This window comes from Candidatus Koribacter versatilis Ellin345, assembly GCF_000014005.1.
GTDB classification, from domain to species: Bacteria; Acidobacteriota; Terriglobia; order Terriglobales; family Acidobacteriaceae; genus Korobacter; species Korobacter versatilis_A.
On record NC_008009.1, the window covers coordinates 3,044,492 to 3,060,338 of the forward strand.

Genomic DNA, 15,847 nt, shown 5'->3' on the forward strand with positions numbered 1-15,847 from the left:
CTATTTGGATGGAATTTTCAGGAGCACGGGTATAATCCAGCCTCACCATGGCTCTGGCTCCCGGGACAAAAATTGGGCCCTACCAAGTTGACGCGCTCCTCGGCAAAGGCGGTATGGGCGAGGTCTACACTGCCCGCGACACGCGCCTCCAGCGGACCGTCGCCATCAAAATCCTTCCCTCGCACCTTTCCTACAATCCCGATCTCCGTGCTCGGTTCGAGCAGGAAGCCAAGTCCATCTCCGCGCTGCAGCACCCGAACATCTGTGTCATCCACGACGTTGGCTCGCAGGACGACATCGAGTTCATGGTCATGGAGTACGTCCAGGGCGACACGCTCGACAAGCTGATCCCCAAGGGCGGTCTCCCCGCTGAAATCGCAATCCGCTATGCAATCCAAATCGCCGACGCCATCGGATGCGCGCACAGTGCCGGAATCGTTCACCGAGATCTCAAGCCTTCGAACGTCATCGTTGACAAATCTGGCCTGGTAAAGGTTCTCGACTTCGGACTGGCAAAGACCTCCGCACTCGCTGCGCAAGCCGGTGCCATGGAAACGATCACCGTTGGCACCAGTCCCGGCACAATCGTCGGGACAGTGGCTTATATGTCTCCGGAACAAGCCGAAGGCAAGGCGGTGGACACCCGCAGCGATGTCTTCTCTTTTGGCGCAGTCTTCTATGAGATGCTCAGCGGCCACCGCGCCTTCGAGGGTGAATCCAGCGCCGCGCTACTTGCGTCGGTCCTCCGAGATGAACCGAAACCGCTCACCGAAGTTCGCCGCGATCTCGATCCCGAAATCCGCCGCATCGTCACGCGCTGTCTAAAGAAGGATCCGGCCGCTCGCTACGCGGATGGCAACGACCTCGCTCGCGACCTCAAGCGTTGTCGCGAGACCCTCTTCCCCGAATCCGGCACGGGAATGAGTGCCGTCCGACTGGCGCACGAAGTGAAGCGCCCGCGTGTTTTGATTCCTGCAGTTCTGCTGTTACTCCTCATCGCCGCCGGGACAATGATGCTGGTCAAACGCTCGCGCGATGCGCATTGGGCGCGAGAGACAGCGCTCCCGCAAATCTCGCAACTTGTCGACGAGGGAAAGTTTGAGACCGCCTTCCAACTCGCGACCAAGGCGGAAAGCGCGATTCCCGGCGATCCCGCGCTCGAAAAGGTCTGGAAGCAAGTCACGTTCGAACTGACCCTTGAGACAAGCGCTCCTGACGTCAGCGTCTATCGCCGGGAATACGATGACCACAACGGCCCCTGGATCTTTGTCGGGAAGGCCCCGTTCAAGTCCATCCGGCAGCCCCGCGGAACTCGGCTCTGGAAACTCGAAAAGCCCGGTTATGTGACGGTAATTAGGACTACCAACTCTCTCCTCGACCGTTACTTTGTTTCCACCGACCCGATGACCGCTCATGTCACCATGGATGCTGTCGCTGATGCCCCGCCTGGCATGGTCCGCGTCGCTCCTTCGAAGAGCCTGAAGGAGCTACTGATCCCCGGTTTTGAGGGCATGCCTCACCTCGATCTGCCTGACTACTGGCTCGATCAGTACGAAGTGACGAACCGCGCGTTCGAAGCCTTCGTGGATGCCGGTGGTTATCGCAATCCATCTTTCTGGAAGCACGACTTCATTCGCGACGGCAAGAAACTGACCTTCGATCAGGCAATGGCGCTGTTCCAGGACGCCACTGGACGTACGGGACCGAAAGACTGGGTCGGCGGTCAATATCCGAAGGGACAGGATGACTATCCCGTCGCTGGCATCAGTTGGTACGAAGCCGCCGCTTACGCCGAATATGCAGGCAAGAGCCTGCCGTCGATCTATCACTTCAACCGGGCAGCGGGACCACAGTTCTCGTACCTGATCGAACCGGCGAGCAATTTCGGTACCGGCGGGCCGGTACCGGTTGGCAGCCGACAAGGCATCGGTCCGTTCGGCACCTCCGACATGGCGGGAAATGTGAAGGAGTGGATCTTCACCGAGGCCGAAAACGGCAAACACTACGTTTTGGGTGGCGCCTGGGATGAGCCTACCTATATGTTCGTCGATCCCGACGCGCAGGCACCGTTTTTGCGCGCCAGCAACATCGGGTTCCGTTGTGTGAAATACATAAATCCCGATGCAATTCCGAAGGTCGCGTTCGACCGCATCCTCTCCGCGCGCCGCGATTTGACCGCCGTCAAGCCGGTTTCTGATCAGGTCTTCAGCGCCTATCGCAGCCTCTACTCATACGACAAAGCACCCCTCAACGCACACGTCGATAAGCTCGAGAAAACCGAGGACGATTGGACGGTTGAAAAGATCGCTTACGACGCGCCTTACGGGAACGAGCGAGCATTTGCATACCTGTTCCTTCCGACCAAGGCGAACCCGCCATTCCAGACTGTGCTCTTCTTCCCCGGATCGAACGCGCTTGAGTTGAGGAAGTTCAACCTGTATCCCACCGCGGCAATCGACGCGCTTGTGCGCAGCGGACGCGCCGTGATTTACCCGGTTTACAAAGGCACCTACGAACGCGGCGACGGCATGGAAAGCGATGTCCCGAATATGAGCACCACGTGGCGGGACCATGTCGTGATGTGGGCGAAGGATGCTTCCCGCGCGATCGACTACGTCGAGAGCCGCCCCGACCTCGATCACGCAAAGGTCGCCTACTACGGGTATAGCTGGGGCTCGGAGATGGGCACGATCATTCCCGCCATCGAACCTCGCATCAAGGTCGTGACCCTTGCCCTCGGCGGCTTCGATCTCCACCAGTCACTGCCCGAGGTCGACACCGTCAACTTCGCCCAACGTATCAAGCAGCCGACGCTGATGCTCAATGGCCGCTACGATTTCTTCTTCCCCATGGACGCCACCCAGGAGCCTCTATATCGAATGCTTGGCGCTCCGAAGGACGACAAGAAGCACCTGATTTACGACACCAGCCACACTATTCCGCGCAACGAACTGATCAAGGAAAACCTGAATTGGCTGGATAAATATCTCGGTCCGGTGAAGTGAGGGCCTGCGTACGCGACGACAGTGCTGCCTCGTGTTTTAATATCCCCCATGCGAAGATTCGCATTCCTACTGTTGCTCTGCGGGCTATGTGCCGCACAATCTCCCACCCCTAAGCAGCCGGCCAAAGCAGCCCCCGTCGGCTGGAAGGCCATTCACGACTCTGCCCTCGTTGTTGATACCCATGCCGACACTCCGCAACCTTGGCTGGACAAGAACATCAACGCCGCCGACCCCGACTCGAAGCTGATGGTCACGATTCCGGCGGCCAAAGCCGGCAACCTCGGTGCCGAGTTTTTCTCGATCTGGGTGGATCCAGTAAAGTTCAAAGGCCATTACCCCGACCGCACTCTCGCGCTCATCGATGCCGTCTATCAGCAGGTCCAGCGCAATCCGAAAGACATGATGTTCGCCACCAGCGTGAAGGACATCTACGCCGCTCGCCGCGAACATAAGCTCGCCTCGTTGATGGGAATCGAGGGTGGCCATTCCATCGCCAACGATCTCGGACTACTGCGCGATTACTACCGCCTCGGCGTGCGTTATATGACGCTCACCTGGTCGAACACCAACGACTGGGCTGACTCCTCCGGTGACGTGGACGACAAGAACATTCAGCACCACGACGGTCTTACCGATTTCGGCCGCGACGTGGTCCGTGAGATGAACCGCATCGGCATGATCGTGGACATCTCCCACACCTCTGACCGCACCTTTTACAAGACGCTGGTCGTCGCCCGCGCTCCCGTAATCGCCTCGCACTCTTCTTCTCGCGCGCTCACCAACGTTCCCCGCAACATGACCGACGACATGCTCCGCGCCCTCAACCGTAACGGCGGTGTCGCCATGGTCAACTTCAACTGCGGATTCATCAGCAACGAATACGCAGCCGCAGAGAAGAAACTCGAAGCGGAAGACCACTCCATCGCCGACCTTAAGAAGAAAGCTGCCGAACCGGGTTCAAATATCACCGAAGCCGACATCCAGAAGGCGGAAGACGCGTTCTACGCCAGTATTCCCCGCCCTCCGCTCAGCAACTTGATTGACCACATTGATCACATGGTGAAAATCGCCGGGATAGATCACGTCGGACTGGGTTCAGATTTCGACGGCGTTAGCTGCACCCCCGAGGGTATCGATTCGGCCGCCGATCTTCCGAAAATCACGCAGGCACTCCACGACCGCGGCTACAATGCAGAGCAGATTAAAAAGATTCTCGGCGGCAATATCCTCCATGTCTTTTCCGAAGTGGAGAAGACGGCCGCGCAGCTTCAGGCGGAGTCGCCCGAGAACAAAGACACGCGGCACGAGGTAAAGCTCGACGCCCAGCCCAAGAAATAGTCCGACATAGGAGCCTTACTTATGCGCACGATCACGACCTTCGCGCTCGCACTTATCGCAGTCGCTAGCTTTGCCCAGGACAAACCCGCCGCTACTCCGGCGAAAGTGCCGCCGCTGAACGTTCGCGTGAAGCCCGCGGCCGCGCCCGCGATTCCCGCCGTGGCAGACAAGGACATCACCCCCGAACTCGCCCACACCACGCTCGGCACACCCGAGCAGCCCGTCGCGGTGATTGAGACCACCAAGGGGACCTTCCGCTGTGTGCTCTTTAAGATGGAAGCTCCGCTCACGGTCGAGAACTTCATCGGTCTCGCGCGTGGCACCAAGGACTGGACCGATCCCGGCACTGGCTTCAAGAAGCACAACGTCCCGCTGTACACCGGCACACAGTTTCACCGCGTCATCCCGAATTTCATGGTCCAGGGCGGCGATCCGATGGGCACCGGCATGGGCGATCCCGGCTACAAGTTCAAGGATGAGTTCAACTCCGACCTGAACTTCGACCGTCCCGCCCGCCTCGCCATGGCTAATTCAGGCGCCAATACTAACGGCAGCCAGTTCTTCATCACCGAAGTCCCCACGCCGCACCTCAACCAGAAGCACACTATTTTTGGCCAGTGCGACAACGTGGACCTGGTCCAGCAGATGGCCCGAGTCCCCCGCGACGAACGCAACGACAAGCCCACCGAGAGCATCAGCATTACCGGCATCAAGTTTGAGGGCGTTAAGCCGCCAGCCGCCAAAGCTCCAGTGAAGAAGACCACGGGCACAGCCACGAAGAGCACAACGACGAAACCGAAGCCGAAGCCGACACCGCAATGAGCCCAACGCGGGGCGGACCACCCGTTCGCCCCGTATTCACTCAGTGGAGCGTACAGCGAAAAGATTTCCGTATCTTCTCTGGTTCTTTCTGTTGCATTCCACCGTCGCTGGCTGTAAATACTCTCCAACGGTACACGGCGGCTACCGATTGCGTTTCAGGAGAATCTCAGTGAAGAAGACGTTATTCACCCTCGGCGCGACGTTGTTCGCGATCGCGATGTTGATGCCGGTCTCGGCCGCGGCCCAGACCCATGGCAAACACCATCATCACCACAAGGGCCATCACCATCATCATCACGCCTCGTAGTGAGACCGAATTGCGAAGCCCCGCGCGCAGCGGGGCTTTGATTTTTGCAGGTAGTTCTATGCCGATTTTTTCATCGAGACCAGGTAATAGCTGCTGATCGATCGCACAAAGTGCCCAAGTTCCGCGCCGCTCAGCTGAATCGCTGTCGCCGGCTTCCTACTCTTGATGCTGGGGTTCGGATCGCGATATGTAAGAGAAGTCACGTGGATGTGACCTTCCTTATTGACCTCGTACTCTGCGCTCGTCAGGACTACCGCATGCAGCATGGTGCGCGTTGACCGGATGGTTAACAATACCGGACGTTGCCGCTCCAATTCATCCACCAGCAAATCGGTAGGCGGGACTCCGCGAATACGTTTCGCGCGCAGCAGAACCTTGTGATGATCGCGATCGTAGGCCGTACCGCTCAGCGCAACGGTGATTTCGTCCTCGCTCGCCGCTTTGTCGACCGGCTTCCCATAAATCCGACCCACCACGTCGGTTTGTTTTACGGGAATGTGGTACCAGTTAAGGACCATCTGCACCGATGCCGCCCAGCACCAATCAGTCTTCAACTGAACCGCGGACGCAAAATTGAAATCCGCCGACGGAATGCCGACGGCTGTCGTCTTCTGCGCGCCGGCCCAAGCCGACAACGCCAGCGCGACGAGCGCGATCCATTTCAATCTCATTCGCATAGTTCCCATTACGACACGACCGGTTAATACCCGCCGTGGCCCCACCCTATTTTGAACCCCACTCCAGCTCCAGAGTTGCTAATCGTTGATTGCACACCCAGTTAACTGAGCCCATGAGCGATCTTTCTGATGCCTGAGGCGCACGATTCGACTCGCAAACCGAACCATATCCCGCCTTTCGGGCATTGTTCGCGTTTGCGCACCGTGCGAGAGTGCGATTGCGGCCCTCCCCCGCCCCGTGAATTAGAACCCCGAGAGAATGTGGGCTAACTCGCCATAGCGAAGCTTTGTCCCACACATAATTCCCAAAATCGAAATGTCTCCCTCGCACTCCGAACCTCCGTTCGGTCGTTTGCACTCCAGCAACGACGAGTTCTCACTCCTCGCCTTAAGTCGAGTACTGTCCGCTCGACGCCGCACCGTCGGATACATCACCGGCGCTGGCATCGCGATCGCAATTCTGATTTCCCTCTTCTCACCGACCAAATTCGCTGCCACTGCAACACTGGAGTTGAACCCGGCAAATGCTACCAGCTTCAATTTGTCATCTGGGGCGAGTTCGTCTGATCACGTCGAAGCAGCAGTCAATCAAGCTACCCAGGTCGGAATTCTCCAGAGCGATGAACTCGCGCTGCAAGTCATCACGAAGCTGAAACTTGAGGAAGTTGCAGACCGACGATCCTTTTTTAAGTTTGGTCGAACAGACGATCGTTCCGTGCCGCTCAATCAGACCCCGGCGCGGACCGGAAGAATGCTCCGTTCTTTTCACCAGAACTTGCGAGTGCAACCAGTCGGCGGCACCCGCCTCATCGAGATCCGATACCTCGATCGTGATCCTGCTCTCACCGCTGCGGTGGTCAACGCCCTTGTGGACGACTATCTCGATCGTCATGTCCAGACTCGCTTCACCGCCACTCGCCAAGCATCCGATTGGCTCTCGCGGCAACTCACCGATCTAAAGAACGACGTTGAGACCTCCCAGCAGAGACTCGCTGATTATCAACGTGAAACCGGCATTCTTGGCGAGAGCGAGACCAACAACATTGTCACCGCAAAACTTGAGGACATTAACAAGCAGCTAAGTGCAGCAGAAGCAAATCGCATCGTGAAAGAAGCCGTCTGGCGTCTTGCCAAGAGCGGAGATCCCGAGCTCATCTCCTCGATGGCAGGCACTTCCCTGGTGCCAGGCATTGCGAGTAGCTCCGCTCCCCTCGGACTTCTGCCCACTCTCCGCGCCCAAGAGGCGCAGCTCAAAGCCGACATCGCGCAAAACTCCGAACGCCTCGGGCCTTCATTCCCAAAACTCGTGCAGATGCGTGCCCAACTCGCCGACCTCCAGTCCTCTATTCAATCCGAACTCGGCAAGATTTCCGCCCGCGCAGAGAACGACTACCTCGCCGCCAAGAATGCCGAAGACATGGAGCGCGCCCTCTTCGCAAAGCAAAAACAAGAAGCGAACCAGATCAACGACAGCGCCGTGCAATACGGCGTCCTGAAGCGCGAAGCAGATGCCAACCGCGACCTCTACCAAACATTGCTTGGCAAGCTCAAAGAGGCAGGCGTCCTCGCTGGCCTCCATTCATCGGACATTCTTGTCGTTGACTCAGCGCGCGTTCCGGACAAACCGGCCAGCCCCAAACGCTTACTCAACCTTGTGCTCGGCGCCGTCATAGGACTGATTCTCGGCGTAAGCATTGCCCTCCTCCAGGACAGCCTCGACCGCACCATTCGCTCGCCCGAAGACGTTGCGCGCGTAAGCAACATTCCGACAATTGGCGTAATTCCAGTTCACTCGGACGACGACAAGAGCGAGGCCGACCAGCGCTTCCGCGCCCTCCGCGGGAACCTGCCAGCAGGATCGCCGCGGGTCACCGTCGTTTCCGGCCCAGCGCCTGGTGAAGGCAAGACAACCGTTGCCATTCATCTCGCTCAATCGCTTGGGCGGCTCGGACGTCGAGTGCTCCTCGTGGACGCCGACCTACATCGTCCCAGCGTTCACAAGTACCTCAAACTCGACAACTCGTCTGCAGGCCTCAGCGAATTGCTCACTGATTCACATCTTCTCTCGGGAGATAGCCGAACGCTGCCGGATGGAATCGCGCTATTACTTGCCGGTACAGCAACTGAGCAAGCCATTGATCACGTCGAATCACCTCGGATGGGCGCCCTCATCGATCACTGGCGCTCTACATACGACGATATCGTTATTGATACTCCGCCCGTCCTCGCTTACAGCAACGCGGTTTCCATCTCGAAATTTGCTGACGCGGTCCTCCTCGTACTCCGCGCCGGGCAAACCAGCAGCGACGCCCTTGTTCGCTCACTCGAAATCTTCGAACAGTCAGGTGTGAAAGTAAGCGGCGCCGTTCTCAACCGACTCGATTTCCACTCGCCCTATTACAAACACTATTACGGCAACGACTACCGCTCCCTGCAAGAGCCCACTTCATGAAGACCCTAGCTGCGATTCTCCTGCTTCTAAGCGCGACCTTCCTGCGCTCTCAATCCGACGCCAACCTGACGATCGGCCCCGGCGACCTCATCTCTATTGATGTCTTCGATGTTTCCGAACTCAAACAGGAGTTACGGGTCAACGAATCCGGAGACGCCGAACTCGCCTTAGTCGGAGCGCTCCACGTCGCGAGTCTCACTCCAGACGCCGCCTCCACGCAGATCGCGTCTGCGCTCGAATCCCGGAGACTGGTCGTAAAACCTCAAGTCCGGGTCCTCATCCGCGAGTACGCGACTCAGGGCGCTACGGTCTCCGGCGAAGTTCGCAAGCCAGGTATTTACCAGATCTACGCCCCGCGCCTTCTCTCGCAACTTATTTCTGAAGCCGGCGGCCTTACCGAACTCGCTTCGCCAACCGTCCGAATTAAGCGGCGCAACGGCACCGACGAATCCGTTCGTCTCCCGCGCAACGATAGCTCCTCGCTGATCATGGTCTACCCAGGTGACACCATCCTCGTGCAACGAGCAGGCATTACCTATCTTGTAGGCGATGTCTCGCGCTCCGGCGGATTCGTGATGCAAAACGATGGCGAGCTTTCCGTCGCACAACTAGTCGCGCTTGGTGGCGGACTCGCACCCACTGCAAAAGCCGGGCACGCAAAGCTCGTCCGCAAGACTCTATCCGGCCGCGAGGAAATCGAAGTCAATGTCGCCGAAATCCTCCGGGGTCGTGCCCCCGACGTCGCCCTCCACAACGAGGACATCCTCTTCATTCCAAATAGCGCATGGAAGACGGCAGCCACGCGGCTTCAGAACATCACGCAGCTGACCCTCGGGGCAGCCATCTACAGCAGTCTCAACTAGAGATGAGAGTCATCCTCCACGCCGACGACCTGGGCATCAGCTCTGTCGTCAACGAATCGGTGTTTTGTCTCCTGGATGAAGGACGCCTGACTTCCGCCAGCATCCTCGCCAACGGGCCGGAATTCCGCGAAGCCGCTCGCCTTAGCAAGTTTTTCCCTCACTGCTCGTTCGGCATGCATCTGAACCTCACGGAATTTGCACCGCTCCTCCCTTCGGCAGGGTTGGCTCCCTTCCTGTCCTCGGACGGCAGCTTTCAGCGGAAGGCGATACCGCTGCGTCTCGATGGTCAGGTTCAGCGCGCAGTCGTCAAGGAGTGGCGTGCCCAGATCGCTTGTCTGCGGAATGCCGGCGTGACGATCAGCCACATTGATTCTCATCATCACATCCACACCCGGCTCGCATTGCTTCCCTGCTTACTCGAAGTTTGCGCCGAAGAAAAGATTGATCGGGTGCGCCTGCGCCACACCTTCACCGGAAATGAGGCCCTTTCCCGCTGGCGGATCGACAACCTGCTCTACAACTGGACGCTCCGTCAGTCCTTCACTTGCACCGATGAATTCGGCCCGTTGCTCGCCTATGTCAAAGGCCCGCACCGCCTGCCCGAGAGCTGCACCGCCGAACTCATGGTTCATCCCGGTCACGAAAACTATTCGCAGGAAACATCTGCGCTCACTTACTGTGGGAGTCGCGATTTCCTGTCGCAACACGAACGAATCAGTTACTTGGATCTCAATTGAGTCTCCTGGGCCCCCCGCGCAGCACCCGCCGTAATTCCCTGTGGATGATCGGGTCGCGCACCGCCCGCACGCTGGTTACAGCGCTTTATTTCATTCTGCTCGCGCGCTCCCTTGGTTCCGACGGCTACGGTGCATTCACCGCCGCGTGCGCCATCATCGGTATCGTCTCCCCATTCGCAAGTCTCGGAACAGGCAACGTTCTAGTGCAGTATGTTGCCCGCAATCGCGAAGAGTTTCCGGTCCGCTGGGGCCATTGCCTGCTGGTCACACTGATCTCCGGCGTGCTTCTTACCGCTGTCGTTCTCGTCATCGTTCCTCTTGCGCTAACTCACGGTGTGCCGCTGCCGCTTATCGCCTGCATCGCCATTGCCGAACTGATCTTCGCCCGCCTTCTGGACGCTGCCGCGATGGCGTTTCAAGCCTTCGAGCGCCTCGCTGTCACAGGCTGGATCATCCTCGCTCTCAGTGTCAGCCGACTTCTTGCAGCGTCGCTTCTTCTCCATACACGTCACGCGACCGCCGTACATTGGTCTGTCCTGTATCTCGCGAGCACCGTCGTTCCAGCAGTCATTGCGCTCTGTTACGTTGCCCGCGAACTCGGCGCACCAAGATTTGGACGATGGACAACGCCGCGCGACCTCCTCACCGGCCTTTACTTTTCAGTCTCACAAGCCGCGCAAACCGTCTACAACGACATCGACAAAGCCATGCTGGCGCGACTCTCTGGCCTCGCGGCCGCCGGCATCTACGCCGCTGCATATCGCATTATCGACGCCGCGTTCTCGCCCGTTCTTTCTGTTCTCGCCGCGACGTACGCAGGATTCTTCCGCCACGGCCAGCAAGGGCTGCAAAGTTCCTCGGCGTTCGCTCGCCGGATCATGCCGCGCACGTTCCTTTACTCTTTGTTCGCCGCGTCACTCCTGTGGGTCGCCGCTCCCTATCTGCCGTTCATCATTGGTCCGCAGTTCAACGACTCCGTGTGGGTTCTCCGCTGGCTCTCACCGCTTCTGGTCCTGCGCAATCTGCACTATCTCGCAGCTGACTCTCTCACCGGCGCCGGTTATCAATCCACACGCACGTTATTGCAGCTCCTTGTCGCAGCACTCAATATCGGCTTGAATATCGCCCTTTTGCCGCGCTACTCATGGCGCGGCGCCGTCTGGACCAGCCTGGCCTCCGATGGCGTTATAGCACTCGCCATGTGGATCGCCCTCTGGTACTTGCGCGCCCGAGAAGTTAAACGCTGCAACGTCCTCAGCCCGGAGTGGGTCGAAGCATGAACGATCTTCGCCGCTCGGCCCTCGCCATCTTCTTTTTCGGCGCACTTCTGCTCTCCTCCGGCGCATTCGCCCCACTCTGGACAGACACTGCCGCACACGACGTCGCCGAAGGTGGCGTCGCTCTCCAGATAATTTGGTCCGCCATCTACCTCTTTGCCGCGGCACTCCTCCTTCCGCGATACAAGCAAGCTGCCCACATACTCGCCGCGAATTGGCTGCTATTTCTGCTCATCGCACTTTGCGCGGTATCTGCGCTCTGGTCGCCGAATGTCGCCGTAACCCTGCGCAAGAGCGTCGCAATCACCGGCACAACTTTGCTGGGCGTATGCTTCGCTCTCGAGTTCGACATGCGCTCGCAACTCCGCATTCTCGTTGCGGTCATCTCCGTGGCGGCCGTCGCAAGCCTCCTGGCGGAACTCTTCTACCCGGCAAGCTTCCCCGCCACCGAATTCGCCGGGGCCGCTTGGCACGGCGTCTTCTCGCACAAGAACCTGCTCGGACGCACCATGTCCCTCGGCGTCGTGACCTTCCTCTGCTTCGGCTTCAAACGCCTCGGATCCATCCTCACCGCGTCGATCGGAGTGCTCGCGTGCGTCTCAATGATTGTCGCGGCCCGTTCGCAAACGGCGCTGGTTGTCGCACTCGCAATACCGCTCCTGATCGGGATTTCCGGCATACTTCGCGCCGATTGGCGTCGCGCCTGGGCTGGCTCTATGCTCGCGCTCACCTTCTTCGCACCCGTGGCAGCGTACGCAATATCTCATCGCGACTCTGCCGTCGCACTTCTCGGTCGCGATGCGACCTTCACCGGCCGTTCGCAGATTTGGGATCTCACAGCACCAGCGTTCACGTCTCATTTCTGGCTCGGCCATGGTTATGGCGCGTTCTGGTGGATCTCCTCTGACTCGATACAAATCATCTCCGAGCTTGGTTATGACACTCCCAACGCTCACAACGCATTCCTCGATCTCGGACTACAGGTCGGCGTGATCGGGATCGTTCTTTTTTTCGCCGGTTGGCTCGTGTCGCTCTTCGGTGCCGGACGCCTCGTCAGAAAGTCCTCCGCAGTCGAGTCCCGCTGGCCGCTGCTCTACCTGCTATTTCTGCTGCTCTACAGCTTCACCGAAAGTTCGTTGTTGGCACCCAACTCTCTGCTTTGGATCCTCTATTCCGCGGCATGCTTCACAGTCTCAAACTCGAATCAGGCCCAGCACCAGGCCGCATGAACAGGCGATACAAGATAGCCGTCTGTGTCGCGACCTATCGTCGCCCCGCCCAACTACTGCGCCTGCTCAACGCGTTGTGCGCCCTCGACTTTCATGCTGTCGTCGAGCCTGAAATCGAAATAATCGTTGTGGATAACGATCCCGACAGTTCCGCCTCTTCGGTCTTTAGAGGGTTTCGATCGTCGAGGTTCCGGATTTCCTACCATCCCGAACCTCGTCGGGGCATCTCCTACGCGCGCAACACCGCGATCACACACGGCAATGGCTCCGACCTTGTCGCATTTATCGACGACGACGAATATCCGTCCCGCACCTGGCTCGACGCGCTTATCGCCGCTCACCTGGAATTCAACGCTCCCATCGTCGCTGGCCCGGTGGTTCCGATCGTTCCCCAGCCCTCAGGCTCCGATTTCGCTATGCTCCTTCGCCGCCTGCGTCACCCTTCCGGCACGCAATTGCAAAGCGCCGGCGCCGGCAACGTGTTGATCAGTGCCCGCGTACTTCGCGCCATGAGTCCGACATGGTTCGATCCGCGATTCGCCATCAGCGGCGGCGAAGACACCCACTTCTTCCGCCGTTGTCTCGCCGCCGGGTTCCCCATCGTCTGGGCCGACGACGCCATCGTCTACGAGACAGTCCCGGCCGCCCGCCTCGCCCCTCCATATTTGCGTGCGCGCGCGCGCAACGGAGCCAATCACTGGACGCGTGTGGAAATGGAGCTCCATCCGTCGCTGCTCAACTTGTCACGCCGTTTCGCGGCAGGAATCGCACGAATATTCGAGGGCACACTGGAGAAATACTTCGGCGGCAATGTGGAGGATCGGATGCGCGGAGACCTTCGACTCGCCGAAGGCATCGGCAACCTCTACGCATTCTTTGGCGGAACCTACGAGATGTACGGAGCGAGCGAACGATGAACGCTGCCCGTCTCCCGGCCCCGTCAGTCACGGAATTCGATTCGCCAATCCTCGCCCTTCACCATTGGTTACGTGAGCGAAACTATGCCGGACACGAACCCTATGATCTGCTGAATTCGCCGCTGCTTCGCAAGTGGGCTGTGCATCAACCTTTCGCCACTCTCTTCATTCAGGGCGGCAAACGGATCGGCGGCGTTCACCTCCGCCAGTGGCTCCACGTTCCACCCAGTCATAATCCCAAAGCTCTCGCACTAGTATTGAGCGCATTCTGCGATCTCGCGCGCTCGGGTTGGTTCTCCCGTCGCCACGCGGAACATGTCCGGAACTTGCTGCTTGAACTCCGCAGTCCGCACGAATCCGACTTCTGCTGGGGATACGACTGGCATTACGTTTCATTGCGCGGCGCTCGCATGCCGGCGTTCTCGCCGAACTCCGTCGTCACCGTCTTCTGCGCCCACGCTCTCCTCGACTTCGCCAACATCTACCAGGACGAAGAATCAAAAGCGATCGCACATTCCGCGACAAACTGGCTCGCAACCCGATTGAATCGTTCTACCGACACCGATACTGGCCTCTGCCTCAGCTACACGCCCAACGACCATACCCGGATTTTCAACAACAGCGCGCTCGCAGGTGCGTTGTTCGCGAGGATCGCGAGCGACTCACGACTGCCCCAGTACGGAAGTCTGGCTCGCCGTATCATGGAATACCTAGGCAACGGCCAGGCGAAAGACGGATCCTGGACCTACGGCGTCGCGCGCTCACAACAGTGGATTGACACCTTCCACACCGGATACAACCTTTGTGCGCTGCTCGAATACCAGCAACTCACCGGCGATACCAGCTTTTCGCAAGCCCTCGCCCGCGGTTATGACTTTTATTGTTCCCACTTCTTCTGTCCGGACGGCGCGCCGCGCTACTTCCATAACCGCACTTACCCAATTGATATCCATTCCTGCTCGCAGGCGATCCTGACCCTCTGTGCCTTCGCTGAGCTTGACCCCGATGCCCTCTCACGCGCCGAGCAAATCGCGCGCTGGACCATCCAGCACCTCCGCAACTCCGACGGCTCTTTCGGCTACCAGATTCATCCTCATCGGGTTGACCGCACTCCTTACATCCGCTGGTCGCAAGCCTGGATGCTTCGCGCGCTCGCCCGCCTGCGCCTGACAATCGGAGGCGAATAAGATATGCAGCCTCGCATCTGGATCGACCTCGACAACGCGCCCCACGCCCACTTTTTCGCGCCGTTCGTCCGTGAACTACCGAAGCACGGCTACATGCCCCTTATTACCGTCCGCTCGTTCGGACAGACCGAAGGCCTCGCCCGCTCGTATCGCATGAACTTCACCACGATCGGCGCCCACGCTCCGCATCATTCCACCGTAGCGCGCGTGCGAGAAGCGGTGGGTCGCGCGGCCGAACTCGTCCGGTTCGGGATCGCCCATCGTCCCGTCGCCGCCATCAGCCACGGCTCCCGATCTCTCACCCTCGCAGCGGCCACACTCGGCATCCCTGCAATGGCAATCTACGATTACGAACATGTCTCGGCGGGAGTTTTCCATCATCTCTGTCGGCGCATACTCATGCCCGAAATCGTCGCGAATGCTGGGCAATCGAAGAAGAAAATTCGCGGGTACCCCGGCTTCAAAGAAGACGTTTACATCCACGACCTGCGTCCCGACGGACGCGTTCTCCACGAACTCTCACTTGATCCTCAACGTCTGATTGTGACCGTCCGTCCGCCTGCCACGTGGGCTCATTATCACAACGAACACTCCGTCGTGCTCTTCCGCGCATTGATCGAACACCTCCGCGCCCAGGAAAACGCACAAGTCGTCGTACTTGCACGCACCCGCGACCAAGCGGAAAAGCTTTCCGGTGAGTTCAACCTGGGCGAGCGTCCGTTCATCCTCACTTCGCGTGCAGTCGACGGCCTCAGCTTGCTCCATTACTCCGACGCCGTCTTCAGCGGCGGCGGCACCATGGTTCGCGAAGCCGCGCTCCTCGGCGTCGCGGCCTACAGCACCTTCGCCGGCAAACCTGGAGCAGTAGACATTGAACTCGAACGCCAAAAGCGCTTAACGATTCTCCGAACGCAAGAGCAAGTCGCAGGCATTCGCCTTCGCAAACGCCCCCGCCGCATCGCCGACCCGCGAGAAAGCCCGACCCGCCGGTTCATCCTCAAAGAGATTCTCGAATTAGCCAGACACTAGTCCACAT

General features: G+C 59.0%; 13 protein-coding genes. 12 read left to right on the forward strand and 1 reads right to left on the reverse strand.

The window, feature by feature from the left end; all coding sequences use genetic code 11:
* The first annotated feature begins 47 nt into the window (after window positions 1-47).
* From ACID345_RS25565 to ACID345_RS26940, 4 genes are all read left to right on the forward strand, one after another.
* Entirely contained in the window at window positions 48-3,005 is a 2,958-nt protein-coding gene (locus ACID345_RS25565) for a bifunctional serine/threonine-protein kinase/formylglycine-generating enzyme family protein (protein WP_011523380.1), read from the forward strand.
* Between the two features lie 48 nt (window positions 3,006-3,053).
* Entirely contained in the window at window positions 3,054-4,343 is a 1,290-nt protein-coding gene (locus ACID345_RS13290; protein WP_011523381.1) for a dipeptidase, read from the forward strand.
* 21 nt (window positions 4,344-4,364) lie between these two features.
* Window positions 4,365-5,165: a peptidylprolyl isomerase gene (locus ACID345_RS26350; protein ID WP_011523382.1), complete on the forward strand. Its 801-nt coding sequence runs from the start codon at window positions 4,365-4,367 to the stop codon at window positions 5,163-5,165.
* A 169-nt stretch (window positions 5,166-5,334) separates the two neighbouring features.
* Entirely contained in the window at window positions 5,335-5,472 is a 138-nt protein-coding gene (locus tag ACID345_RS26940; RefSeq protein ID WP_187148824.1) for a hypothetical protein, read from the forward strand.
* 56 nt (window positions 5,473-5,528) lie between these two features.
* Here ACID345_RS26940 and ACID345_RS13300 read toward each other — a convergent pair whose 3' ends face one another.
* Window positions 5,529-6,143, reverse strand: coding sequence for a papain-like cysteine protease family protein (locus ACID345_RS13300; protein ID WP_011523384.1), 615 nt, complete (start codon window positions 6,141-6,143; stop codon window positions 5,529-5,531).
* A 322-nt stretch (window positions 6,144-6,465) separates the two neighbouring features.
* Here ACID345_RS13300 and ACID345_RS13305 point away from each other — a divergent pair, with 322 nt between their 5' ends.
* Genes ACID345_RS13305 through ACID345_RS13340 form a run of 8 tightly spaced genes read left to right on the forward strand, consistent with a single transcriptional unit; the run spans window position 6,466 to window position 15,840 of the window.
* Complete coding sequence (locus ACID345_RS13305) at window positions 6,466-8,601, forward strand: GumC family protein (RefSeq protein WP_011523385.1); 2,136 nt, start codon at window positions 6,466-6,468, stop codon at window positions 8,599-8,601.
* On the forward strand, window positions 8,598-9,464 hold the full coding sequence (locus ACID345_RS13310) for a polysaccharide biosynthesis/export family protein (RefSeq protein ID WP_011523386.1): 867 nt from the start codon (window positions 8,598-8,600) through the stop codon (window positions 9,462-9,464). Before ACID345_RS13305 ends, ACID345_RS13310 begins: the two co-directional genes overlap by 4 nt.
* Entirely contained in the window at window positions 9,386-10,201 is an 816-nt protein-coding gene (locus ACID345_RS25570; protein ID WP_083763855.1) for a ChbG/HpnK family deacetylase, read from the forward strand. The genes ACID345_RS13310 and ACID345_RS25570 overlap by 79 nt, the downstream gene beginning before the upstream one ends.
* Entirely contained in the window at window positions 10,198-11,481 is a 1,284-nt protein-coding gene (locus ACID345_RS13320; protein WP_148210112.1) for an oligosaccharide flippase family protein, read from the forward strand. The genes ACID345_RS25570 and ACID345_RS13320 overlap by 4 nt, the downstream gene beginning before the upstream one ends.
* Window positions 11,478-12,707, forward strand: a complete 1,230-nt coding sequence (locus tag ACID345_RS13325) for an O-antigen ligase family protein (RefSeq protein WP_011523389.1) — start codon at window positions 11,478-11,480, stop codon at window positions 12,705-12,707. The genes ACID345_RS13320 and ACID345_RS13325 overlap by 4 nt, the downstream gene beginning before the upstream one ends.
* Complete coding sequence (locus tag ACID345_RS13330; protein WP_011523390.1) at window positions 12,704-13,624, forward strand: glycosyltransferase family 2 protein; 921 nt, start codon at window positions 12,704-12,706, stop codon at window positions 13,622-13,624. Before ACID345_RS13325 ends, ACID345_RS13330 begins: the two co-directional genes overlap by 4 nt.
* On the forward strand, window positions 13,621-14,811 hold the full coding sequence (locus ACID345_RS13335; protein WP_011523391.1) for a hypothetical protein: 1,191 nt from the start codon (window positions 13,621-13,623) through the stop codon (window positions 14,809-14,811). Before ACID345_RS13330 ends, ACID345_RS13335 begins: the two co-directional genes overlap by 4 nt.
* A 3-nt stretch (window positions 14,812-14,814) precedes the next feature.
* The gene (locus tag ACID345_RS13340) at window positions 14,815-15,840 is read left to right on the forward strand and encodes a DUF354 domain-containing protein (RefSeq protein ID WP_011523392.1); all 1,026 of its coding nucleotides are present in this window, start codon (window positions 14,815-14,817) and stop codon (window positions 15,838-15,840) included.
* Window positions 15,841-15,847: the final 7 nt, after the last annotated feature.